General features: G+C 60.0%; 19 protein-coding genes, 1 tRNA gene, 3 pseudogenes and 1 riboswitch. Of the genes and pseudogenes, 12 read left to right on the top strand and 11 right to left on the bottom strand.

Going from position 1 to position 22,533, the window contains the following annotated elements; translation table 11 throughout:
- Positions 1–51 precede the first annotated feature (51 nt).
- The 3 genes from PI739_RS21070 to PI739_RS21060 are packed head-to-tail and all read right to left on the bottom strand — an operon-like array spanning position 52 to position 2,872.
- The gene (locus PI739_RS21070) at positions 52–843 is read right to left on the bottom strand and encodes an ABC transporter ATP-binding protein (protein ID WP_054081060.1); all 792 of its coding nucleotides are present in this window, start codon (positions 841–843) and stop codon (positions 52–54) included.
- Positions 840–1,862: a FecCD family ABC transporter permease gene (locus PI739_RS21065; RefSeq protein ID WP_032609862.1), complete on the bottom strand. Its 1,023-nt coding sequence runs from the start codon at positions 1,860–1,862 to the stop codon at positions 840–842. The genes PI739_RS21070 and PI739_RS21065 overlap by 4 nt, the downstream gene beginning before the upstream one ends.
- On the bottom strand, positions 1,859–2,872 hold the full coding sequence (locus tag PI739_RS21060; protein WP_054081059.1) for an ABC transporter substrate-binding protein: 1,014 nt from the start codon (positions 2,870–2,872) through the stop codon (positions 1,859–1,861). The genes PI739_RS21065 and PI739_RS21060 overlap by 4 nt, the downstream gene beginning before the upstream one ends.
- Before the next feature lie 130 nt (positions 2,873–3,002).
- Positions 3,003–3,201, bottom strand: a riboswitch (cobalamin riboswitch).
- Between the two features lie 316 nt (positions 3,202–3,517).
- Between PI739_RS21060 and pmrG the strand changes: the two genes are divergently transcribed.
- Genes pmrG through PI739_RS21045 form a run of 3 tightly spaced genes read left to right on the top strand, consistent with a single transcriptional unit; the run spans position 3,518 to position 5,777 of the window.
- The gene (pmrG, locus tag PI739_RS21055; RefSeq protein ID WP_054081058.1) at positions 3,518–4,213 is read left to right on the top strand and encodes a lipopolysaccharide core heptose(II)-phosphate phosphatase PmrG; all 696 of its coding nucleotides are present in this window, start codon (positions 3,518–3,520) and stop codon (positions 4,211–4,213) included.
- Positions 4,180–5,082: a phosphatase PAP2 family protein gene (locus tag PI739_RS21050; protein WP_044308774.1), complete on the top strand. Its 903-nt coding sequence runs from the start codon at positions 4,180–4,182 to the stop codon at positions 5,080–5,082. Before pmrG ends, PI739_RS21050 begins: the two co-directional genes overlap by 34 nt.
- 20 nt (positions 5,083–5,102) lie before the next feature.
- Entirely contained in the window at positions 5,103–5,777 is a 675-nt protein-coding gene (locus PI739_RS21045) for a response regulator transcription factor (protein ID WP_003435895.1), read from the top strand.
- Between the two features lie 7 nt (positions 5,778–5,784).
- Here the strand turns inward: PI739_RS21045 and PI739_RS21040 are convergent, their stop codons facing one another.
- Together PI739_RS21040 and PI739_RS21035 are read right to left on the bottom strand one after the other, a co-directional pair.
- On the bottom strand, positions 5,785–6,822 hold the full coding sequence (locus PI739_RS21040; protein WP_003371972.1) for an AraC family transcriptional regulator: 1,038 nt from the start codon (positions 6,820–6,822) through the stop codon (positions 5,785–5,787).
- Between the two features lie 9 nt (positions 6,823–6,831).
- Positions 6,832–7,746 carry a GGDEF domain-containing protein gene (locus tag PI739_RS21035; protein ID WP_003411459.1) on the bottom strand — a complete coding sequence of 305 codons (915 nt, stop codon included), beginning with the start codon at positions 7,744–7,746 and terminating at the stop codon, positions 6,832–6,834.
- Positions 7,747–8,311: 565 nt separating this feature from the next.
- On the opposite strand from PI739_RS21035, the gene PI739_RS21030 reads away from it, so the two are divergent.
- From PI739_RS21030 to PI739_RS21010, 5 genes are read left to right on the top strand one after another with little or no spacing between them, the layout of a single operon-like run.
- Entirely contained in the window at positions 8,312–10,828 is a 2,517-nt protein-coding gene (locus PI739_RS21030; RefSeq protein WP_003435893.1) for a TonB-dependent receptor, read from the top strand.
- A 37-nt stretch (positions 10,829–10,865) separates the two neighbouring features.
- The gene (locus tag PI739_RS21025; RefSeq protein ID WP_271352167.1) at positions 10,866–12,800 is read left to right on the top strand and encodes a phytase; all 1,935 of its coding nucleotides are present in this window, start codon (positions 10,866–10,868) and stop codon (positions 12,798–12,800) included.
- 55 nt (positions 12,801–12,855) lie between these two features.
- Positions 12,856–13,566: a protein TolQ gene (gene tolQ, locus PI739_RS21020; protein ID WP_054081056.1), complete on the top strand. Its 711-nt coding sequence runs from the start codon at positions 12,856–12,858 to the stop codon at positions 13,564–13,566.
- Between the two features lie 9 nt (positions 13,567–13,575).
- Entirely contained in the window at positions 13,576–14,022 is a 447-nt protein-coding gene (gene tolR / locus PI739_RS21015) for a protein TolR (RefSeq protein WP_271352166.1), read from the top strand.
- Positions 14,019–14,870: an energy transducer TonB gene (locus PI739_RS21010; RefSeq protein WP_003435888.1), complete on the top strand. Its 852-nt coding sequence runs from the start codon at positions 14,019–14,021 to the stop codon at positions 14,868–14,870. Before tolR ends, PI739_RS21010 begins: the two co-directional genes overlap by 4 nt.
- 41 nt (positions 14,871–14,911) lie before the next feature.
- On the opposite strand, the pseudogene PI739_RS24985 reads toward PI739_RS21010, so the two are convergent.
- Positions 14,912–15,442: pseudogene (locus PI739_RS24985) on the bottom strand (methyl-accepting chemotaxis protein); the annotation flags it as partial.
- Between the two features lie 330 nt (positions 15,443–15,772).
- A pseudogene (locus tag PI739_RS24980) lies at positions 15,773–16,642 on the bottom strand (HAMP domain-containing protein); the annotation flags it as partial.
- Between the two features lie 512 nt (positions 16,643–17,154).
- Between PI739_RS24980 and PI739_RS21000 the strand changes: the two are divergent.
- Positions 17,155–17,230, top strand: a tRNA-Asn gene (locus PI739_RS21000).
- A 167-nt stretch (positions 17,231–17,397) separates the two neighbouring features.
- Here PI739_RS21000 and PI739_RS20995 read toward each other — a convergent pair.
- On the bottom strand, positions 17,398–18,438 hold the full coding sequence (locus PI739_RS20995; protein ID WP_003435886.1) for a GlxA family transcriptional regulator: 1,041 nt from the start codon (positions 18,436–18,438) through the stop codon (positions 17,398–17,400).
- A 122-nt stretch (positions 18,439–18,560) separates the two neighbouring features.
- Between PI739_RS20995 and PI739_RS20990 the strand changes: the two genes are divergently transcribed.
- From PI739_RS20990 to PI739_RS20980, 3 genes are read left to right on the top strand one after another with little or no spacing between them, the layout of a single operon-like run.
- The gene (locus PI739_RS20990; protein WP_003371992.1) at positions 18,561–19,388 is read left to right on the top strand and encodes an alpha/beta hydrolase; all 828 of its coding nucleotides are present in this window, start codon (positions 18,561–18,563) and stop codon (positions 19,386–19,388) included.
- Positions 19,389–19,443: 55 nt separating this feature from the next.
- On the top strand, positions 19,444–20,076 hold the full coding sequence (locus tag PI739_RS20985) for an FMN-dependent NADH-azoreductase (RefSeq protein WP_003371994.1): 633 nt from the start codon (positions 19,444–19,446) through the stop codon (positions 20,074–20,076).
- A 26-nt stretch (positions 20,077–20,102) separates the two neighbouring features.
- A complete protein-coding gene (locus PI739_RS20980; protein WP_003435885.1) occupies positions 20,103–20,420 on the top strand; it encodes a YciI family protein in 318 nt (105 codons plus the stop codon).
- Between the two features lie 137 nt (positions 20,421–20,557).
- Here PI739_RS20980 and PI739_RS20975 read toward each other — a convergent pair.
- The 3 genes and pseudogenes from PI739_RS20975 to PI739_RS20965 form a co-directional block, all read right to left on the bottom strand.
- Positions 20,558–21,244 (bottom strand): annotated as a pseudogene (locus tag PI739_RS20975) (alpha/beta hydrolase); the annotation flags it as partial.
- A 2-nt stretch (positions 21,245–21,246) separates the two neighbouring features.
- Complete coding sequence (locus PI739_RS20970; protein WP_003372000.1) at positions 21,247–21,909, bottom strand: carboxymuconolactone decarboxylase family protein; 663 nt, start codon at positions 21,907–21,909, stop codon at positions 21,247–21,249.
- Between the two features lie 125 nt (positions 21,910–22,034).
- Positions 22,035–22,514 (bottom strand): (R)-mandelonitrile lyase, encoded by a 480-nt coding sequence (locus tag PI739_RS20965; RefSeq protein ID WP_003372002.1) that lies wholly within the window; start codon positions 22,512–22,514, stop codon positions 22,035–22,037.
- Between the last annotated feature and the right edge of the window lie 19 nt (positions 22,515–22,533).

The raw sequence follows: 22,533 nt of genomic DNA, 5'->3' as shown, positions 1-22,533 counted from the left end.
GGTGCACCTGTTGCAGATGGCAGCAGGTGCCGGACTGACCATCGGCGTGGTTCAGCGCGAGCGCAGGCGCAGAATCTTCGCCCCGTCACTGGGGTCTGTCAGCCAGTGCGCCACCACGCCGAAGGTGCTCAGCAAGCGTTCCGGAGTCAGTACCTCGAGCGGCGCACCCAGCGCGACCAGCCGACCCTTTTCCATGACCGCCACACGGTCGCAGTCCAGCGCCTGATTCAGATCGTGCAGGGCAATTACGGTGGTCACCGGCAGGGCCCTGACCAGGCCGAGGATGGTCAGTTGATGCTGGATGTCCAGATGATTGGTCGGTTCGTCCAGCAGAAGGATCTGCGGCCGTTGCGCCAGCGCCCTGGCGATGTGAACACGTTGCCGCTCGCCACCGGACAAGGTGTGCCAGGCGCGTTTTTTCAGGTGCAGCATGTCCACATCCTGCAGCGCCTGGCGAACGATTGCATCGTCCTCGGAGCTCCACGGCTCGAGTGCCGACAGCCAGGGCGTGCGGCCCAGTTCGACGGCATCCAGCACGGTCACGGCGTCGCTGGTTTCAGCCTGCTGCTCGACCACCGCCAGCAGGCGCGCCACGTCCCTGCGGCTCAAGGCCTCAAGTGCTCGCCCGCCCAGGCTGACCGAGCCGCTGACCGGCTTCTGAATACCGGCCAGTAGCTTGAGCAGGGTGGATTTGCCCGAGCCGTTGGGACCGACCACGGCCAGGGTTTCACCTGCGGCAATGCTCAGGTCGACATCGCGCAGCAGCGCTGCGCCACGTACCGAATAACCCAGACCGGAACAACCGAGTACCGGTGCACTGAGCGGATGAGGTAAGGCATTCATCGCGTGCTGTTGCCCCGGATAAGAATCAAAGCGAAGACCGGTGCGCCGATCAGTGCGGTAATCACCCCGATCGGCAGCGCCTGCCCCTTGATCAGGGTGCGCGAAAGGATATCGGCAGCGATCAGAAACAGTGCGCCGCTCAAGGCGCTCAACGGCACCAGCCGGGCGTGCCGGACACCGACCAGCATCCGCACCGCGTGCGGGATCACCAGCCCGACGAAGCCGATGGAGCCGACAATCGAGACCATCACCGCGGTGACCAGCGCAGCGCTGGCGATCAGGATGATCTGCACGCGCCGTACCGCGATCCCCAGTGATGCCGCCGAGTCGCTGCCGAAGGTGAACGCGTCCAGCGCTCGCCGGTGCCAGAGGCACACCAGCAGGCCTGCCAGTACTGTCGGCACAGCCAGCCAGACCGAGTGCCAGCGCACACCGCTGAGGTTACCCAGCAGCCAGAACATGATGCCGCGTGCCTGCTCGGAGCTTGCCGATTTGGTGATCAGAAACGAGGTCAGGGCATTGAACAGTTGCGACCCGGCGATCCCGGCCAGAATGATCTGCCCGGCTGCCGTAGTGCCGCGTGAGGAATGCGCCAGCAGGGCGACCAGCGAAAACGCCGCCACGGCCCCGACAAAGGCGCCTGCCGACATTGAGATCGCACCTGCACCAAAGCCCAGAATGGCGACCAGTACCGCGCCGGTCGAAGCCCCTGCGGAAATCCCCAGCAGATACGGGTCTGCCAGCGGGTTGCGCAATAACGATTGCAACACCACACCACAGATCGCCAGCCCGGCCCCGCAGGCCGCCGCGACAATGGCGCGGGTCAGCCGGTAGTTCCAGACGATGCCTTCGTCTATAGGGTCGAGTACATAGCCAGCGCCCCAGAGTTTGTTGGCCAGCACCTGGAAAACCACGTTCAGGCTGATCGAGGTTTCGCCGATCGCGGCTCCGATCATGATCGCCAGCACCAGCACTGCCGAGACCCAGAGCACATGAACCAACGCTATCGGCAATCTCATTTGGCAGCGTTGAAACGGTTGGCGGCGTCAGCCAGTTCCTCGAACCCGGTGAACAGGCGCAGGCCCGCCTGCATGCCCTCGGCGTCGATGATCACGATCCGGTCATGCTTGACCGCGTCCATGTTGCGGGTCACCGGGTCGGTCTTGAGGAATTCGATTTTTTTCAGGTAATCGTCGGCCGGGAAGCGGCGGCGATCCATGCGCGCGATGACCAGAATGCTCGGGTTGGCTTTGGCGATGGTTTCCCAGCCCACAGTCGGCCATTCCTCGTCGGACTGAACGATATTGCGCATGCCCAGGCTGTTGAGCATGAAGTCCGGAATGCCTTTGCGGCCGGCCACGAAAGGGTCGCTGGCGAGGTCGGAGCTGGAGAACCAGAACAGCGCCGAGACGTCATTGGCCTTGTTCTGCCGGACGTTGGCGATCGCTGCGCTCAGGCGGGCCTTGAGGTCGGCAACCAGCGCGTCGCCGCGATCCCGCACATCGAAAATCTGCGCCAGTTGCTCGATGCTCTTGTAGATGGTGTCGATGCGGAACGGCTCCAGGCGTGTGCCATCGGCACCGACCAGATTGTCCTTGCCTTCGCAGTCGGACGGCAGGATGTAGGTGGGTATCTTCAGGTCATGGAACTGCTCGCGGGTGCCGACCACGCCCTGTTTGCCGACCATCCACTCCAGTTGCACGGCCACCAGTTCCGGTCGCTTGCCAATCACTGCCTCGAAACTGGGCTCGTTGTCGGCCAGGCGCTCGACCTTGTCGTTCTGCGCCTTGAAGCGTGGCAATACATTGTTGAACCACAGGGAAGTGCCGACCAGTCTGTCGCCCAGGCCCAGTTCGTAAAGCATTTCGGTGCCGGCCTGGCCAATGGTGACAGCCTTGGTCGGCGCATGCTGGAAGGTCAGGGTCGCGCCACAGTTTTCAAGGGTCAGCGGGTACTGAGTGGGGGCGGCGAGGGCCAGGGTGGACAGCGTCAGGCTGGCAGCGAATGCGGCGAGGCGGGGCAGCGACATGAAATGCGGTCTCCGTTGGAGCAGGTGCCAGGGCGCAATGCACATCAGGAAACACATCCCCGGATGATCACCGGGCACGACAGGAAATGCCGACGCGTGCGGATGTCCTTCCCGGACACCCCGCCGGTTAGTGGATTGAAGCGGGTCGGCAGGTCTCCTGACTGACACGTCATCGCCAGGCTCCGGCCTTCCCGGATCACGATCCAGTGGCAGTCATGGAGCAGGCTCGGTGCCTACAGTTGCGGGGGCAGTTTCGTTTTTCGCCTGGTGAGAAAGGCGTGCGAATTCCCTGTTAGTTCCTCTCGGAAACCGACGCGCGGCATGGTAAACGATAAGCGTTTTAGTGGCTAATCCTTTGCGCACAGCTGCTGCAGCACACGGTCTGTGGGTCCAAAACCGTCCCGATGGGCACTGAACTTTCGGGAAAAACGCTTAAATTATCTTCATGTTCACGTCCGTAAAACCGCAAAGGCCCATTCCAGAGCGTTCGCGTGAAAAACATGGCGCTGGGCCACAACACGTTTTTCACATCTTCTTCACCGCATCGGGACGATGCTGAACCTATCTTGCCTGCACGGGAGCGGCACAGACCTCGGGCACTCCCTGGGTCAACGCCACACATAGGTTCATGGCAGGAGTGGTCCCTTGACCGACACGATAATCAACAAGAATGTACTTCCCCGTTCGGGCACCAGTCAGCGCTACAAATTGCATCGGCACATCGTATCGATGTCCGTTGCCGTCGTGCTGACGGCTATCTGTGCATGGTTCTACTCGGCGTTCTCAGGCGTGCATGTGGTGGACCTGGGGGTCGGCAGCAACCTGAGCGTTTCCGGCCTTCGCGAGCACTGGCGGCAAGGCAATGTGGTGGTGATGATTCGCCACGCCGAACGCTGTGACCGCTCGAGCAACCCGTGCATGAGCGACGCCGACGGCATTACCTCCAACGGCCGCGACGCCGCTCTGGCGGTGGGCGCCGGGTTGCAGAAAATGGGTATGGACCACGCGCGCATTATCGCCAGCCCCAAGACCCGCACGCAACAGACTGCGCAACTGTTGGCCGGGCACGCGGTGGCTGGCCAGGACTGGATCAACGACTGTGACAGCGGCTTCATGAAAGCGGTGCAGGCCCACAAGGTCAGCGGCGAGAACATGGTGCTGGTGACCCACAGTGGCTGCATCGATCAGTTCGAGCGCAAGGTCGGCGTACCTGGCGGCGAGCGCTCCAGTGAGTACGCCCAAGCGTTTTTCGTAAAAATAGACGGCAGCCATCCGCCGAAAATCCTCGGCTCCCTGAATGCCGGGCAATGGGCAAACCTCAACAGCGAGCAATTCAATTGACGACATCTTCCAGCGCCAGGCTGCGGTTCTACGGCATCAACCTGGGTGTACCGGTGTTTTTCGCGTTACTGGTCTTCGTCACCTTCGACCTGACCACGATCGACCGGCAACTGAGTGACCTGTTTTTCGATTCGACGGCCGGGGTGTTTCCCATCGGCCAGAGCCATCTGTTCGAGAACATCACGCACAGATGGGCGCGGATCCTTCCGAACTGGACCGGAGAGCTGGCGATCATTGGTGCGATGCTGTCCTTTGTCTGGCCGTTGCTGGAAAAATATGATGATTCGCGCCTCGCGAGGCGGCTGACGGGCTCTCGGTTGGGCACCTTCCTGCGCTTTGCACGCAGGCACCGGCTGGACTTCTTTTTCGTCATCGTTGCCTTTGCGCTGAGCACCGCTATGATCCATTACCTGAAAAGCCATACCAGCGTTTACTGTCCTGTCGAGACTACCTTGTACGGTGGCAGTCAGGCGCACATCGAGTGGTTCAGGAACTTCAACCTGCTGCACGAGGCCGGCGCCGGGCGATGCTGGCCGGGCGGTCACGCGTCAAGCGCGTTCAGTCTGCTGGCCCTATACTTCGTGGCTCGTCGCTATTGCTGGCGGCATTCGAATACTCTGCTGGCGACCATTCTGCTGCTCGGGATGATTTACGGCACCACGCGGGTGCTGCAAGGCTGGCACTTCATGTCGCACACCTTCTGGGCAGGTATTGTGGTGTGGCTGAGCACGTTGCTGGTTGCCTTGTGCTTCTATGGCCGATCGAGGTTGCAACAGCCGATTCGCCAGGCGTTGGCCGTCAACAAACCTGATGCATTCGTCACTCGACCTGCAGACGCACTGGCGACAGGTTCCCGGTCGGCCGGGTAGAACAACAACAAGGCGCGGCAATGAACATTCTGGTTATTGAAGACCATCGTGATATCCACGATAACCTGCTGGAATTCTTCGAGCTCAGGGGGCATGCGGTAGAAGGGGCGCTGGACGGCCTGAGCGGGCTGCATCTGGCCGCGTCGAAACGCTTCGATGCGATCATTCTCGACATCATGCTGCCCGGCATCGACGGCAACCAGATCTGCCACAGCCTGCGCCAGTATTCGAAGTCGGAAGTCGCGATTGTGATGCTCAGCGCGCGCGATGAACTGGATGATCGGCTCACCGGTTTCAAGGTGGGGGCCGACGACTACATCACCAAGCCGTTTGCAATGTCCGAAGTGCTCGCCAGGGTAGAAGCGATCGTTAGCCGACGGCAGCGCCAGGACAACCGGATGATGGTGGTTGCCGACCTGCAGTTCGATCTCGACACCCTGGAGGTCACCCGCAAAGGCGTGCCTTTGAAGCTCAACCCGACCAACATGAAGCTATTGGAACTGCTGATGCGCAAAAGCCCGCATATCGTCAAGCGGGCCGAGCTGGAAGAGGCGCTTTGGGGCCGTGATGCCCCGAACAGCAGCAGTTTGCGCAGCAACATCCATGTGCTCAGGCGGGTACTGGATGGCGGGCACGACACGCCGTTGCTGCACACGGCCCATGGCCTGGGTTACAAGCTGTGCGCGCAGCGCTGAGGCGGACTCATTCGAAGTTGAACAGGCGCTGGATCAGGGTCGGTGTGCTGCCGGTCCAGCGTTTGAATGAGCGGCGGAAATTGGCCGGGTCGTTGAAGTTCAGGTAGTCCGCCACAGCTTCGTTGCTCATCCCCTTGATCTGATACAGGTACAACGCGACGTGCTTGCGCGCCAGGTCGTGCTGCGCCTGAAAGTGCGTGCCGTGCTTGTGCAACTTGCGCTTCAGCGTGGCCGGGCTCATGGCGAAAGCGTGAGCGACCTGTTCCAGGCTGGTGGCCTGTCGCACATGTTCACGCAGGTGCTGGTGCAAGCGGTCCAGTAGGCTGAACGACATGCCCAGCGCGGCGAGTTGCCCGTCGGCTTCCTGCTGCGCGACCTGCACGGCAATGGGCGATGCGCCAGGCCAGGCATGGGTAAGGTAATGCCTGGGCAGGCGCATCATGTTCAGCGGGCGGCCAAATGCCGTGTTTTCGCCCAGATGAACCCAGTACTGCTCGATGTAGCGTGGCTCTTCGTGACAGAAACTGCATTCCCACGGCAAACGCTCGCCGCTCAGCGACTGACTCATCGCCACCAGTGCGGTCATGCCGGCTTCGAGCAGGAAGCGTTGCTGTTCACCTGCACCACAACTGTCCAGCCAGTAGAGATAGGCGAACTGTTCGTCCAGCTCCAGACGCGGTATCAGCAGCGGGCTGAGCAGCGCCTGTTGGCGGATCAGTATCTCCAGCGCCTGATGCAGGTTTTGCGCATGACGCAGCGCGTGACTGGCCGCGCCGTAGTGGCCGGGAAACAGCCGCTGGCCGAACAGGAAGCTGGTGTCGTCGGCTTCCATCTGACGTTGCGCGTTACCGATCAGGACGAAAAACTGTTGCGGGCTCAGGCGCGTCTTGCCCGCAACGATGTCCTCGTAAAACAGCCCGGTGCCTTTGAGCAGGCGATGGCTGTCAATGCCGCGCGACAAGGCCAGATCAATCAGCGTTGCCGGCTGGTAGTGGCCGGGGATGAAGCGGCTGTCGATTTCATACCAGTCACTTTTAAGCGTCATGGCAGGCGCTCAGGCAGTGCAGGTCAGAGGGCGTCGGGCGCGAGCCAGCGACAGATTGAGGCGGCGCAGCAGGTTGTCCGGCGTTTCATTGAGTGCCATGACGACCGCCACGCTGGCCGACAGGTGAATGCGTTCGCCCTGTTGGCGGGTCTTGTGCGCCAGACTGGCGACCGCCTGCTGCAACTCAAGCGCCAGCAGCTTTGCCTGGCTTTCTCCGGTGTTGGGCAACAACACCACGAAACGGTCGCCAGCCAGACGGCAGAGCAGGTCCTGACGGCGCAGATTGAGCACCAGCAAGTGGCTGAGCGCCGACAGCACCTCATCGCCTTCGGCATGCCCGAAGGCATTGTTGATCGCGCTGAAACCATCCACGTCCAGCGCCAGCAGCGACAGCGGCTGCTGTTGGCAGACACTCTGTTCCAGGCTGACCACCAGTTGGCGCTTCAGGTAGTCGGCGCTGCCCAGCGGGGTGAGTTTGTCGTACAACCGGTGCTCCCGGAAGCCGCGCTCGCGTTTTTCCATTTGTGCGCTGATTGCCAGTTGTTCGCGATGCCAGTGGTAGATGCCCAGGGTCAACAGAATCAGGCCGACCGGCATCGGGCCGGATTCCAGCCAGTGATCCCATTCGATCGCAGCGGGCAGGCGGATGAATTCGTCGAGCGCGTCGATCCACCACGAGAAGAACACGCAACTCAGGCCGATCGACAGGTAATTGGTCACCCGGCCGGCCGGTCTGCTCTTGAACACCAGAAACAGCCAGACCAGCGACAGCAGGGCTGAGCCACCTTCACCGACGATGTCCAGCCACTGCCATTCGCTGACATGTTTGAGCGTGCCGAATGCCAGAAACGCCAGCAGGCCGAGATTGGAGGCGACCATCAGCACGGCGAGTTTCCAGCGATGAGGTTGGATGATCCTGAACATGAACAGACGGCTCCCGAGGTGCTGATTATCGGCCAGCAGAACAGATGCACATGACACTTCGGTGACGGGTAACGCGGACCGCGAAAGGTCGAATCAGCTCACGTGTGTTACAGGTTTTTGCTTCGCATCTGACGTGTAAGCCACCTCTGATCAGCGCCAGGACTCAGCCGTCACTTACGTCGCACTCTGCGTCGTCAGTGTCATTGCTGCGTTGGCAGCGGTTGCGGGTAACGCATGAGGTTGTGTCGTATCAGAGTTGCCTGCCTGTCGGCGTTTGATTCTGGCCAGCGGCCGTGGGAGCGAGCTTGCTCGCGATCTGTCGGGAACCGACAGTAGAGTCGGTACATACAATGCGCCAGACACACCGAGCATCAGTACGGCCTACAGCTTCAGCCCCGCCTGAAAGTCAAATCAGCTCATTTACCTGCCCGATTCCCCTCAAACCCGCTGTTTTCAGCCCCTGGGCCCGTTACCTGTCACAGAACCGTCACTGCACGACTCTAGCTTGCGCCTCCAGTTGCCGGGCCATTTGCCTGGTCTGTCGGGTTTATGGGGGAGGACTTACATGCACAGGCGTCGCAGCAGGGCCCAACTGGTCGGTTTCACACTCAGCGCGCTGGCGTTTGCCATCGGCAGCGAACGTTTGCAGGCCGCCGAAGCCGATACCACCGAGCACGTGCAAGTGGTCGGCCAGGCCGCGAGCATCGACAACGCGCTCAAGGAGCAACGCAGCTCCGACAGCATCAAGAGCGTGGTGCATGCCGACGGTGTTGCGCAGTTACCGGACCAGAACGTCGCCGAAGCGGTGCAGCGCCTGCCGGGCGTCAGCGTCGAGCGCGATCAGGGCGAGGGGCGCTTTGTCACCGTTCGTGGCCTGGCCCCCGACCTGAACAGCGTGACCATCAACGGCACCATGGTGCCTGCCCCGGAAAGTGATCGACGCGCCGTGGCGCTGGATGTCCTGCCCGCCGAACTGGTGCAGTCCCTGTCAGTGATCAAGACCCTGACCCCGGACATGGACGCCAATTCGCTGGGTGGCACCATCGATGTCGAGAGCCTCTCGGCCTTCGACCACAAGGGCCTGTTCTACACCGGCAGCAGCGAGGCCAGCTACGACAAGAACACCCGTCAGACCAGTCCCAAGTTTTCCGGCGCGGCGAGCAATCGTTTCAGCCTCGGCGACGGCATCGACAACTTCGGCGTGGCAGCAGCGCTGAGCTGGCAGAAGCGTGACTTCGGCTCCGACAACGTCGAAACCGGCGGTGACTGGGATGGCGCGCGGCTGCAATCATTCGAACAGCGCGACTACGACATCAGTCGCGAGCGCGCCGGTGGCGGCCTGAACTTCGATTACCGGCCCGATGACGTCAGCAAGTATTACCTGCGCACCCTGTACAGCCGCTTCAAGGACGACGAAGTCCGCACCACCAACGGTTTCGAGTTTGCCGATGCGCAAAGCGCAGGGCAGACGGGCGATGCCGAAGGCACGCGCAAGCTCAAGGCGCGTACTGAAACCCAGGAAATCCAGTCCTACGTGTTCGGTGGCGAGCGCATGGTCGGCCTGTGGACCCTCAGCGGCCAGGCCGGTTACAGCGAATCCAGCGAGGACAGCCCTGGCCATATCGCAGGCGCCACGTTCGTCGGCAACGATGACTTTGCCGACACCGGTTTCTACGACCGCGACAAGCCGCGGCCGATTGTCGGCTCCTCGTTCTACGACAACTCGAACTTCACCCTGGACAAGGTCGACTGGGAAAAGCAGTACACCAAGGACACCGAGAAAAACCTGCGTCTTGACCTGGCCCGTGATTACGATTTCAAGGGCTATGCCTCGCAGTTCAAGTTTGGTGGCAAGGTCAGCCGTCGCGACAAGAGCAATGACCTGGAAGTCTGGAAATACGAGGATTTCGATGACCTGGGCTTCAGCGACCAGCAACTCAACCTGACGCAGTTCCAGAAAGGCAACATCGACTACCGGCTGGGCAACTTCGGCAGCGGCATCAGCCCCGGTGCGATCAAGGGGCTGATCGGTGGCCTCAACGCTGCTGACGCCTACGACGAGGCCGAAAGCCGCGCCAATGACTTCAAGATCAACGAAGACATCAACGCCGGTTATTTCATGAATACCCTGGATGTCGACAAGTGGCGCTTCATCGCCGGCCTGCGCTACGAAGGCACGGAAATGGACGCCAAGGGCACTGGTGTGCGTGATGGCGCGTTCGAGTCCAGTACCACCAGCCGTCGCTATCATCACTGGCTGCCGGGCCTGCATGCCCGTTATCAGATCGACAAGAGTACCCAACTGCGCGCTGCATGGACCAAAACCGTGGTACGTCCCACGTTCGGACAACTGGCACCGGGTTTTGTGATCGACGATGACGAAGCGTCTTTCGGTAACCCGAATCTCAAGCCGCTGGAGTCAAGCAACCTGGACCTGGGCATCGAACACTTCATGGGCCGCGCAGGCACGGTGTCGGCGTTCGTGTTCTACAAGGACATCCAGAATTTCGTCTACAACACCGACCTGGCCGGCACCGGGCAGTGGGCGAACTTCTCCGAGGCCAACACCTTTGCCAATGGCGACAAGGCCAAGCTGTATGGCCTGGAACTGGCCTACTCGCAGAAGCTCGACTGGTTGCCTGCGCCATGGAACGGTCTGCTGCTGGGCGCCAATGCCACGTTGAGCCGCTCGGATGCCAGCATCAACGGTTTCGACCAGAGCACCGGCAGCAATCGCAAACGCGATATCGACCTGCCCAGCCAGTCGAAAACCGTCGGTAACGTCATGCTCGGCTGGGAGAACGACAAGCTCAGTCTGCGTCTGTCCGCCAACTACAAGTCGGCCTACCTCTACGAGCTGGCGGCGATCGGCGACAAGGACCATGACCAGTATGTGGACGCGCAGACCTTCGTTGATTTCAGCGCGCGCTATTCACTGACGAAGAACCTCAAGGTCAGCTTCGAGGCGCAGAACCTTACCGATCAGCCGTACTTCGTCTACAGCGGCCATCGTGCCTACAACGGCCAGTACGAAGAGTACGGCCCGACTTACAAGGTCGGCCTGACCTTCACCCATTTCTGATCGATCTGAAGCGCTCATTCAAAGGATTCAACCGTTCATGATGATTTCGCTATCACCCAAGCCAGTGTGCCTGGCGCTCTTGCTTTGCCTGACGGCCGGGGCTGCGCAGGCCTCCTCGCCGATGGACCTGAACCTGACGCGCTGGGCTGAAAACGCCTCGTTCAAGGCTCAGTCTGTCGCCTTCTTGCCGGACAGTGACGGCAGTCGGCGCCTGGCCGTGAGCATCAAGGCCGGCCTGTTGCTGCTGGATGAGCAGGGCCGCGAATTGGCAAGCATGCCCGGTTCATTTCAAGGGCTCGACAGCCGCTCAACGGGCGAGAGTGTCTTGCTCGCGACGCTGGACAACGCACGTCAACAGGCACTGCTGACCCAGCTGGACCCGGCGAAGATGCACTGGTCGAAGCCGGTCTACCTGCCGGCACGCGACTATTCAGTGGCCGGCCTGTGTCTGTATCGCGATGACGCCAGCAACCTGTTTGTATTTTTGGTGGGCGAAGAGGGCAAGGGCGAGCAATGGCTGATTGGTGCGAACAACCGGCTCAATGGCGAGCCGTGCCTGGTGCGCAATCTGCCGCTGCCTCCCAACGCCGAGTTTTGTCAGGTCGACGATGCCGCGCACAGGTTGTTCGTCAATGAAGCGAACATCGGCTGGTGGGCTTACCCGGCGCATCCCGAGGCCGATGTCGCCCGGCAGCCGGTGGCGCTGCGCGAGCCGTTTGGCGAGCTGAAACAGGCCGCTGGGGCAATGGCTGTTGTGCCTGGCGGTCTGCTGGCGCTGGACCCGAAGGGCAAGTCGTTGCATCTCTATCAGCAGCAGGATGATCAACAGCAGGCAGCCTGGGTGCCGGTGGCCGATCTGTCATTGATGAACCTGAAGAAGCCCGAAGGTCTCTCGGTGCATGAGAACAAGGGTGGTTTGCAGGTGCTGGTCAACGACAAGGACGGTGAGCGTCTGTATCAGGGGGCGCTGAACTGGACGCCCAAACCGGTCGCGGTTGCTGCGCCGCTGCCGAGTGTCATGCCGGCCATCCAGAGCCAGTCGGTCGGGCGTCAGGGTGACGCCGCCGACGACCCGGCGATCTGGGTCAACCCGAAAAATCCGGCACTCAGCCGGGTGCTGGGTACCAACAAGAAGCAGGGTCTGCTGGCTTACGACCTGAGCGGCAAGCAGTTACAGGAGCTGCCGGTCGGGCGTTTGAACAATGTCGATGTGCGCCCCGGTTTCATGCTGGGCAACAAGAACGTCGACCTGGCCGTGGCGAGTAATCGCGATCGCAACAGCCTGAGCCTGTTCAGCATTGACCGCGCCAGCGGCACGCTTCACGAGGCGGGGGAAATTGCCACGCCATTGGCGGAAATCTACGGCGTCTGCCTGTTCAAGCCTGCCAGTGGCGAGCTGTATGCCTTCGCCAACGGCAAGGACGGCAGCTTTCTCCAATACCGGCTCAGCGCCCCGGACGGCAAGGCCAAAGGCGAGCTGGTGCGCCGCTTCAAGGTCGACACCCAACCGGAAGGCTGCGTGGCCGATGACCAGCGTCAGCGCCTGTTTCTCGGTGAAGAAGACGTAGGTGTCTGGGAAGTCGATGCGCGGGCGGATCAGCCTGCAACGCTGTCCAGCGTGATCAAGGTGGGTGAAGTGGTGCACGCCGATGTCGAGGGGCTGGCGCTGTACCAGAGCGATGGCCATGACTATCTGCTGATTTCCAGTCAGGGCAACGACAGCTATGTGGTGGTGGATGCCGAGCCGCCTTATGCACTGCGCGGCGCCTTTCGGGTCGGCCTGAACGCGAAGGCGGGGATTGACGGCACCTCGGAAACCGACGGCATCGAAGTGACCGCCATGAACCTCGGCGGCCCCTGGAGCAAAGGCATGCTGGTGGTTCAGGACGGGCGCAAGCGCATGCCCGAGCAGGCGCAGAACTTCAAGTTCATGCCGTGGGCGGAGGTCATGAAGACCTTGAAGCTGCCGTAAGTCGTTTGTCATCAAGCGGTGCTAATCATTCGTTCCATTACAGAGGACTACCCCGATGCACGCCACTCTCGAACACATGACCATCTGGGGCCTGATCAGCGATGCCAGCCTGCTGGTCAAGGCCGTGATGCTGATTTTGCTGCTCGCCTCGCTGGTCAGCTGGTACCTGATCATTCAGCGCAGTCTTGTCCTGCGTCATTACGAGCGCTCACTGGATGCCTTCCAGCAACGCTTTCGCAGTGCCGCCGACCTGGCACCGCTGCAGGCGCAGGCATCCTCTGCGCAGCGTGATGCGACTGGGATCGAGGACGTATTTCAGGCGGGTTACGCCGAATACATGCAGCTCAAGCAGCGGCCGGGTATCGAGCCTGATGTGGTGCTCTCCGGCGTCGAGCGCTCGCTGCAGGTCGCCATCAGCGAGCAAGAGCTGCAATTGGAAAAAGGCCTGCAGTTTCTCGCCACGGTAGGCTCGGTCAGCCCGTATATCGGCCTGTTTGGCACGGTGTGGGGGATCATGAATTCCTTCATCGGCCTGTCGCAGGTGCAGCAGGCCACACTATCGACGGTCGCGCCGGGTATTGCCGAAGCGCTGATCGCCACCGCCATCGGGCTGTTCGCGGCCATTCCGGCGGTGATCGCCTACAACCGCTTTGCCGCCCGTGGCCAGACCCTCACGGCACGCTACTACAGCTTCGGCAACGAACTGCAGGTGCGCCTGAATCGCACTCTGCAAGGCCTGACACGCAACATGGCCGCTGCTGCCTGAGGACTTGTCATGCTGGTCAAACCGCAACGCAAACATGGCCCGAAGGCCGAAATGAATGTCGTGCCTTACATCGACGTAATGCTGGTGCTGCTGGTGATTTTCATGGTGACGGCGCCGATGCTCACCCAGGGCGTGAAAATCGAGTTACCCAAAGTGGCCAGCGAAGCGCTCGTCACCGACACCCGGCAGCGCATCGTGACGTTGTCCGTCAAGGCGCAGGGCGGCTACTACTGGAACCTGGGCGATACCGTCGACACTCAGGCGCAGACCGATCAGGCCGCGAGCCTGGAAGACATGCAGGCGCGCATTGGCCAACTGGTGGCCGAGCGCAACGACACGCAAGTGTTCATCCGTGCGGATGACAAAGCCGATTACGGTCGTGTGGTTGCTGCCATGGCGGCCCTGCAACGCAGTGGCGTGACGCAACTGGGGCTGGTGACCGAGGCGCCGCAATGAACACCCTGACCCTCGACTATCAGCCGCCGCGCCGCGAATGGGGGAACCGGCCCTGGCTGCGCCGCAATGGCCTCGCGGCGGCGGTCGCGCTGGCGTTGCATGGCGCTTTGCTGAGCGGTCTGATGCTCGGCTGGAACGCCTGGGAAAAACCGCCCGAACCGGTCAGAACCCTGACCACCCAATTACTGATTCTGCCGCCAACGCCCGCGCCTGAGCCGGTTCCAGTGGCAGCGGCACCGGTAAGCGAACCCGTGCAGATGCCGCCACCCCCTGCACCGGCATCGTTGCCGGTCAGCAAACCGCTCGAAGCTGCGAAACCGCAGACAGAGCCGCAACGTCAACCCGACCAGGCTGCAGTGGCCCGCAAGCGCGTCGAAGAGCAAAAGCGCGAGCGCGAGCAACTGCAGAATGCCCAACGCCTGCGCGAGGCCGAGCAGCGCAGGCAGCAGGAACAGCAATTGGCCGAACAGCAACGTCAGCAAATCGAGCAGCAGCGTCAGGCTGAGCAGGCACGCCAGTCCGCCGAGCGTGCCCGCCAGGCGCAGCACTCATCACAGCAGCAGACTGCCGCTGCCGACAGCAGCCAGTACCAGCCGCTGAGCAAGGAGGCCCCGGACTATCCCGAACGGGCGCTGGACAAAGGCATCGAGGGTGATTGCACGGTGGTCTACGACGTGTCACCGCAAGGCACAGTGGTCAACCCGCAAGTGCAGGGTGCCTGCCATCCATTGTTCATCCGTCCGTCACTGGCCGCAGCGCAAACCTTTCGTTATCAGCCACGGGTTGTCGAGGGCAGGGCGGTGACCGTGCCCGGGGTGAAGAATACCTTCCACTACCGGATCAAATAGACAGCGGGCCTGACGCAAGCTGCGGCAGGCCCGCAGAGGTTTTAACTGACCTTGAAGCGCCGTACCAGCGCAATCAGGCGAGTGTTGGACTCGGAAAGGGCAGCGGTGCTGCGTTCGTTGCTGGAGCCGCCTTCGACCAGCTCTTCGACGATGTGGCGAACGGCAATGATGTTACGGCTGATTTCCTCGGACACCGCGCTTTGCTCCTCGGCCGCTGTGGCGATTTGCGTGCTCAGGTCGTTGATCTGCAGAACCGAGCGAGTCATGTCGTCCAGGCCGCTTGTTACGGCAGTGGTTTTGCCCGCCGTGGTCTGGCAGCTCTGACGGGTTTTTTCCATCGCGGCTACTGCGGCGCTGACGCCTTGTTGCAGGCTGCCGAGCATTTCGTTGATCTCCGACGTGCTGGCCTGGGTACGAGCGGCGAGGGCGCGCACCTCGTCGGCCACGACCGCGAAGCCACGACCCTGTTCGCCGGCGCGCGCTGCTTCAATGGCGGCGTTAAGCGCGAGCAGGTTGGTCTGCCCTGCGATTTCGCCAATCACCGCCAGCACCGCGTTGATGCGCTTGGCGTCCTGCTCCATCGACTGCACTTTGCTGGTGGCCGAATCGACCTCGCTGATCAGTGCATTTACGCTGTCAGAAGAGTCTGCAACGACGGTTTTCGATACCTGCGCGTTCTCGTTGGCCGACTGCGTGAAGCTTGCGGTCTGCGCCGCGCTGCGGGCCACTTCGTCCGCGGTGGAGGACATCTCGGTGATCGCAGTAACGGCCTGATCGGTTTCGTTGGCGTGACGGATCAGAATGGCATTGGTAACGCCCGCCTGACTGCGAAGTTGTTCGATACCGCTGGCAATCTCGCTGGTGGAACTGCTGACGTCGAGCATCATGCGTTGCAGGTAGGCAATGAAGTTGTTGACCGACTCACCCACCTGATCTACTTCATCGTGCCCTTTGACAGCAATGCGCCGGGTGAGATCGGCATCACCGGCCGACAGCGTGTCGATGTTGGTTTTGAGCACGCCCAGACGGTTCATCAGCGTGCGCAACGCAACGATCATCAGCACCAGCAGCACCAGAACCATCGGGATCTGCAGCCAGGCCAAGGTCTTGAGGACGGTTTCGCTCTGGCTTTTCAGCAGGTCGGTGTTTTGCGAAACGGCCAGCAACCAGGGCGTTCCAGCAACCGGCATCAGAAACAGCGTTGATTCTTCGCCATCGCTGTTCTGGTAGGTCAGACGCGAGGTGCCAGAACCTTTGACGGCGAGTGCCGACTTGATTCCATTAATGAACGGCGATTGCGCCGCCAGTTCGGAGACATTGCGCAGCACGATCTTGTCGCTGCTGCCCGGCACGTTGGACAGAATCTTGCCATCGGCCTCGATGATCATGATCCGGCCATGGACTTCCTGCTCTTTGGCTTCAACCAGCTTGTTGAAGAAGCCCAGCGTCACGTCGATGGTCGACACGCCCCACGGCTGGCCGTCCTTGGTGATGGCCATGGCGCAGTTGGTGCGCGGTTCCGGGCTGGCGGCATCCTGATAGGCGGGCGCCCAGGCGCATTGGCCAGCAGGGGAGTTCAAGCCGCCTTTGTGCCAGCCCTGTTCGAAATAGTTGAGCGACTCAGGCGAGTTCCAATGGGTGTTGACGATCAACTTGCCCGACGCATCGCGATGGTAAAAGGTGCTGTGCTTGGCACGACCGGGCGTGCGCACGTTCGGCAAAGGCCAGATCCCGCCGCCGAATACCTTGGCTTCGCCGTACTGGTTGACCATGAACGGCAGCAGGCGGTCGATATCGTCACTGGACAGCTGCGGCACCAGCTCGGTGATCACCCGCGCCTGCGCCTGTACGCGGGCCAACTCGGTCTTGATCTCATTGCTGATGTCTGCCGCCTTTGCGGTCAGCATGTTTTCATCGTTGGCGGTAAGCCTGGGGGACACGAACTGACCGATGCCATAAACCGTCAGAACAATGACCAGCGCCATGAATCCTACGAAGGTTGCGGTGTAGCGAGCTTGTACTGTCTTGAGCGAGGCCATTTTTTTGTTATACCTGATCCGTAGGAAAGGAATTACCTGACTCAGATGTCGACCGGGATAGATGTTTCTTGATGTGACAGAAGTGCCAACTTCAGTACGATCAGCTGCGTCCCGTGTCGCGTAAGGCGCTAGAGGTACTCTCCCGTGGGTGCATCAGGAACAACCGATATCGCGTAAGCCGCACGCAGAAAATTTTTCAGCCCCTCGCTTGACTTCCTTTTCCTAATCAGTAACATAGCGCTCATTCCGCGATAGCTCAGTTGGTAGAGCAAGTGACTGTTAATCACTGGGTCCCTGGTTCGAGTCCAGGTCGTGGAGCCAGACAAGGTTTCAGAGAAGACTTTAAAAATCTTTGAAACACCGAAAACCCGCCTTCTGGCGGGTTTTTTCGTTTTGGCGCCGAGCGCTGGCAACGCGACAATTCATGGACTTGGCTGAGAAAACACCTTGAGTAGTTTTTAAATCGCCTCCAGTACCAGAAATGAATCTTACGTCTGCACCGAACGCGTCGTTGATCCGCTCGCATCGGAGGACTGCGCTTTAGACCTGCGCTTGTAATCCGCAGGCGTCATCCCGGTAAGTTGAATGAAAGCCCGTCGGAACGAGGTATCCTCGTTGTAGCCGCACTTGAGTGCCACTTGTTTAATGCTGGCTCCCGGTGTCTGGAGGAGGACGCAAGCCGTTTCTATCCTCACTCGGGTAATGAGCTCTTTAGGCGACTCATTGGTTAATTTCTTGAATCGTCGATGCATTGTCCGCTCGCTCAGATTCAACATTTTGGCGAGCTCTTCAGCCGTCAGCCCGGGTCTGGCATGGCGAATGATTTGCTCGGTTTCCAGAAGCAGCGGATCAGCACTATTTATAAAACCGCGGGGTGCATAAACCAGTTGAGGCAGTGGCAAGCTGTCGGTCACAGAAATATCTGCGGTCAACCTGGCGACATCGGCACCGGCCAGGCACCTGATCACGTAGAGGGCTAGATCAATCCAGGACAACGGCCCTCCAGTGGTAATGATGCCGTCTTGCTGCTCCACCGCAGCGCCCCACACGGGCTGAGCCTTTGGAAATCGTTTTTTGAAAGCGTGATGCAGCCACCAGGTAGTGGTGCAACGTCTGTTGTCGAGCAGCCCAGCCTCTCCCAGAACAAACGTACCCGCGCACGCCCCACAGACCAGTACGCCTTGTTGGTGGTTCACTTTGAGCCAATCCGCCGCGCGTTTGAGGGAGTCGGACGTGGGCGGCAATTTATCCGGGCCCAAGGCCATGCCGGTAACGAGGACTGCATCAAAAGACCCCGCGGTGTAAAAGTCTGCATCAACGGGAATCAGTCTGCCCTGAGGATCGCGCAGCGCCTTGCCATCCGAACTGACGATGATCGTCTCAAATTCAACATCGATCTTGGCCCTCATTTCCGAAGCCAACCCGGGCGGTGGTGATTTCAGCGCCTGATTGGTCATCCAGAACAAATCAGCCAGCCCAGTGATGGCGGACATCAAGCTACCTTCCACAGCAACAATCGCAATGCGCATGGCAAATCCTGCTTTGGCAATCAAGTTGGCGAGTTTTGCATGAAGTGTGGCCTATTTGTTATCTAACAGTTCCAGTTGGGCCTGCTTAAGCTGTGCACAGTCATTTGCAACGGCGCTCCGACATGAAACTGCCGCTCCACACGAACTCCATGCGTCAAGAAGAGAAACGTCCCAGTCAACTGAGCTGGCTGAGCCGGCTTGGCCTGGCCTTGGGTTTATCGCTGTTGTTCTCCAGTGGCCCGGCCATGGCTGCGTTGCCTAACGGCACTGTGCGCAACATCGTGCTGGTACATGGCGCATTTGCCGATGGCTCGAACTGGTCGTCGGTGATTAAGCAACTGACCGCCATGGGCTATTACGTCACCGCAGTGCAGAACCCGATGACCTCATTGCAAGATGACGTTTTGGCAACGCAGCGCGTGCTTCGCCGACAAAAAGGCGACGTGCTCCTGGTAGGGCACTCATGGGCTGGCACCGTGATAACACAGGCCGGTAACGCCTCCAATGTGAAGGGCCTGGTCTATCTCTCCGCTCTGGTGCCCGACAGCGGTGAATCAGCAGCGGGCCTCCTGCAGCGACTGAATGCACCTATGACTGGCCTGACACCCGATGAGGAGGGTTGGCTTTGGCTGGACGATCCCGCGCAGTTTCATCTCGTCATGGCGGCGGACTTGCCGATGAAAAAAGCGCAGTTGCTTGCATCAGTCCAACAGCCTATCGCAGCAGCCTGTTTCGCGGAGAAGATCCAGCACGCGGCGTGGCACGACAAGCCAAGCTGGTACTTGCAAACAACGGATGACAAGGCGCTTTTACCGTCGGTACAGCGGGCTATCGCGAAACAGATTGGAGCGCAGACCTTATCAATTCGATCCAGCCATCTGTCACTAGTTTCTCATCCCGATACGGTAGCCAAGTTCATTGATCACGCCGCCAGAGAAGCCGGACGATGAAAAGTGTTCACGGCTTTTTTGACAACAACCATTACTTATCTCAAGGGCCTCAAGCATGAAAATACTGCATATTGACTCAAGCATAATGGGCAGCAACTCCATAACCCGTGCACTTTCCTCGACCCTTGTTGCACACATTCAAGGCAGCCACCGCGAGGCTCATGTGAAGTACCGAGACCTGGTCGATGATGAGTTGAAGCATCTCACGGGTCCTATTGCAGCAGGGTTCCGGCAAACCGGGATCAATGATTTTCCGGAGGCCATTCTGCAGGAGCATCAACTGTCAGAAATCCTGGTTATGGAGTTCCTGGCGAGCGATGTGCTGGTTATCGGTGCTCCTATGTACAATTTCAGCGTATCGAGCCAGCTAAAGGCCTGGCTGGACAGGATCGCTCAGGTCGGACGAACTTTTAAATACACAGAACATGGCCCTGTAGGTTTGTCCGGCGGCAAACGCGTCATCGTGGTCTCGGCTCGTGGGGGATTCTACGCGGACGGACCACTGCAAAAAATGGACTTCCAGGAAAGCTATCTCAGGGCATTTTTTGGTTTTCTGGGAATTAGCGATGTCCACTTCATCCGCGCTGAGGGCGTTTCCAGAGGCCAACCAGTACGAGATCAGGGCGTTGAAAAAGCAACCGCTGCAATGTCCGCTGTCATTGCAGGGTTGTCAGTCCCTGCTCAATAACTCACCCAGTCTGGAGGCTTGATTTTATGCTATTTGCTATCAAACTTACTTACCTTCGTCCTGCTGAGGAAGTCAACGCTCATCTGGACGCCCACAAAGCGTGGCTGGTCAACTATATACAGTCCGGAACTGTACTGTTTGCCGGCCCTCTCGCCGATGGGAACGGGGGCTTCATCCTTGCGCACGGTGAACACATCGCGGACATTCAACGAATGGTCGCCGAAGATCCGTTCGATGTTCACCGGTTGGCGACTTTCGATATCCTGAGTTGTAATCCTGCAGTGCGCTCTGCCGATTTCGCAGCCCATTGGGCCAGCGGAGCCAAGTACATAGACCGTGTTTAGCGCGTTGTTTTTCGCATAAGCGTTTGTGATTTTTGGGTGCCTATACTTCTATTCAAGTCCAGCTCGTGGAGCCAGACAGTATTTCAACGCTGCCAGGCAATGCCATTGAACAAGAAAAAACCCGCCTTTATGGCGGGTTTTTCGTTCTTGATGACCGTCAGCCAGCCCGGGCCGCCCGCCTGGGAGTGAGTGAACAGAATGCCGGGGCCGATCTTGTCGAATATTGCCGATACCCCGTCAGAGATGACGTTCATATCGAATGGCCCGGTGTTTGGCGTCATGGCCCTGAAAAACTGCTCGCGTGTGCCGGGATCACGAGCAACCTGCACGCCATTGAAGTACTCGGGCCACAGGCCGATGCGAAACTGGTTGAACCAGAGTTGCTCGTCCGGTGTGGGTTTGAGTGTTGCCTCGACCATGCTGCGACCGGCGTCGCCGCGGCGCGGCTGATCGATCAGGTAGACGCCGAACCGGCGCCGCAGAAATATATTCTGAAAACCCTCACGGCCATCAGCGGTAGTTTCCCAGGTCCTGGAGAACTGACCTGCGCCGTGCCACATGACGATTGGCAGTTTTCGTGCGTTGACCGGCACTTGATAAAACACATAGGCATGGTCCCCGTGGTAAGTCTGGCCATCGGGCTGCATGGGTTTGCGCGGGTTGAACGTGCCCGGTGCAGTGATCATCTCGCCACCGGCGGTAAAGCTGCCTTGTTTCTGGATCGTCAGCGGCGCGCTGTTATTGCCCGGTTCGCTGGAACTCACCGCACAGGCTGCCAGCATGCCCGCCATAGCAAGCGCCAGAAGGTTTCTTGCCATGTTCATGATCAGTCCTTTGACGTTTCGAGTGCTTGTGTCAGCGCCTCGCGTGCGCGTCTGGCGATGGTTCCATCTGCCTGTTCGGCAAGTATGTTGGTCACTTCGCGCAACTGTGCAGCGCTTAAACCCACCCTCATGCTTGCCAGCATATGGGAACGCAACTGCGGCTCGGCACCCGGCGTTGCTGCCAGGGCGCCGACGGTGGCCAGCTCGCGGCTTTGCCAGTCGAGGTTGTCGCGCTCGAAGATGTCGCCGAACAGATGGGTTTGCAGGAACTGATTGATGACAGGGGCGAAGTCGAATAAAGGCCCTTTGACGGCGCCACCGGAAATGCGTGTCTGATTGGCTACTCCTGCCTCACGCAACGCCTCGCCTGTGGGGATCGCCCGGCCGGGTTCGTTTCCGGTTGCGTCCTGAATACCGCGCTGTTTGCGTGCCTCAACCGTTTTCATCAGTTCGCCCAACGCATTGAGGCTGCGTGGAAACCCGGCATAGGCGTAGAGCTGAACCAGAATCTCCTTGGCCTCACTGATGGTTAGGCCCGCGTCGAGCCCCTGATTCAGCGCCGAGTCAAGCTTTGGCATATCGCTGGTCGCCATGAACGCGGCGATCAATGGAATGGCTTGCTGCTTGCCAGACAGCGTGCCAGCCGGTGGCGTCGTTTTTGTCATGGCGGGCGCTGTCGCACGCTCCTGAGCGACAGCGGCCGTTACATTTCCCAACCCGAGGCACGCTGCCAGTAAAGCAGCCAGTGGGCGGGCTCTGCGATGAAGTACTGAGCCGAAAAGCGACGGTGTCATTGGCGCATGCCCTCGTATTCTGCGTCGGAGACCTTTTCGGCCCATGTAACAGCTTTACCTTCCAAAGCTTCTGCCAGCGCGATATGCGTGATGCCGTTGGTGGCCGTCGCTCCGTGCCAGTGGCGTACCGACGGTGGGATCCAGACGACGTCCCCGGGACGTATTTCCTGACGAGGCCCACTTTCTTTTTGCACATAGCCGACACCGGCAACCACGATGAGCGTTTGCCCGAGCGGATGGGTGTGCCAGGCGGTGCGTGCGCCAGGTTCGAAGGTCACGGTGCCACCGCCAATGCGGGCTGGACTGTCTGCCTTGAAAAGGCTGTCAACACGCACTGCGCCGGTAAAGTTTTCGGCGCTGCCTTGAATGGAAGGCTGCGTGCCTCCACGGGTAATGCGGATGTCCGCGGACTGCTCGGCATGCGCCACTCCGGTGACCAACGAGAAGACAACAGGCAGGGCAATCAGGGTTTTCATCGGAATAGTTCCTGACAGG

The organism is Pseudomonas cerasi (assembly GCF_027983475.1).
Lineage (GTDB): Bacteria > Pseudomonadota > Gammaproteobacteria > Pseudomonadales > Pseudomonadaceae > Aquipseudomonas > Aquipseudomonas cerasi.
The sequence above is the reverse complement of the archived record's forward strand: the minus strand, read 5'-3'. Positions and strand labels throughout refer to the sequence as shown.

Bases quoted from the DNA above. Each gene is read 5' to 3' on its own strand.
- PI739_RS21070 (WP_054081060.1), bottom strand. From the start codon at position 843: ATGAATGCCTTACCTCATCCGCTCAGTGCACCGGTACTCGGTTGTTCC.
- PI739_RS21065 (WP_032609862.1), bottom strand. From the start codon at position 1,862: ATGAGATTGCCGATAGCGTTGGTTCATGTGCTCTGGGTCTCGGCAGTG.
- PI739_RS21060 (WP_054081059.1), bottom strand. From the start codon at position 2,872: ATGTCGCTGCCCCGCCTCGCCGCATTCGCTGCCAGCCTGACGCTGTCC.
- PI739_RS21050 (WP_044308774.1), top strand. From the start codon at position 4,180: ATGGGCAAACCTCAACAGCGAGCAATTCAATTGACGACATCTTCCAGC.
- PI739_RS21045 (WP_003435895.1), top strand. From the start codon at position 5,103: ATGAACATTCTGGTTATTGAAGACCATCGTGATATCCACGATAACCTG.
- PI739_RS21040 (WP_003371972.1), bottom strand. From the start codon at position 6,822: ATGACGCTTAAAAGTGACTGGTATGAAATCGACAGCCGCTTCATCCCC.
- PI739_RS21035 (WP_003411459.1), bottom strand. From the start codon at position 7,746: ATGTTCAGGATCATCCAACCTCATCGCTGGAAACTCGCCGTGCTGATG.
- PI739_RS21030 (WP_003435893.1), top strand. From the start codon at position 8,312: ATGCACAGGCGTCGCAGCAGGGCCCAACTGGTCGGTTTCACACTCAGC.
- PI739_RS21025 (WP_271352167.1), top strand. From the start codon at position 10,866: ATGATGATTTCGCTATCACCCAAGCCAGTGTGCCTGGCGCTCTTGCTT.
- tolQ (WP_054081056.1), top strand. From the start codon at position 12,856: ATGCACGCCACTCTCGAACACATGACCATCTGGGGCCTGATCAGCGAT.
- tolR (WP_271352166.1), top strand. From the start codon at position 13,576: ATGCTGGTCAAACCGCAACGCAAACATGGCCCGAAGGCCGAAATGAAT.
- PI739_RS21010 (WP_003435888.1), top strand. From the start codon at position 14,019: ATGAACACCCTGACCCTCGACTATCAGCCGCCGCGCCGCGAATGGGGG.
- PI739_RS20995 (WP_003435886.1), bottom strand. From the start codon at position 18,438: ATGCGCATTGCGATTGTTGCTGTGGAAGGTAGCTTGATGTCCGCCATC.
- PI739_RS20990 (WP_003371992.1), top strand. From the start codon at position 18,561: ATGAAACTGCCGCTCCACACGAACTCCATGCGTCAAGAAGAGAAACGT.
- PI739_RS20985 (WP_003371994.1), top strand. From the start codon at position 19,444: ATGAAAATACTGCATATTGACTCAAGCATAATGGGCAGCAACTCCATA.
- PI739_RS20980 (WP_003435885.1), top strand. From the start codon at position 20,103: ATGCTATTTGCTATCAAACTTACTTACCTTCGTCCTGCTGAGGAAGTC.
- PI739_RS20970 (WP_003372000.1), bottom strand. From the start codon at position 21,909: ATGACAAAAACGACGCCACCGGCTGGCACGCTGTCTGGCAAGCAGCAA.
- PI739_RS20965 (WP_003372002.1), bottom strand. From the start codon at position 22,514: ATGAAAACCCTGATTGCCCTGCCTGTTGTCTTCTCGTTGGTCACCGGA.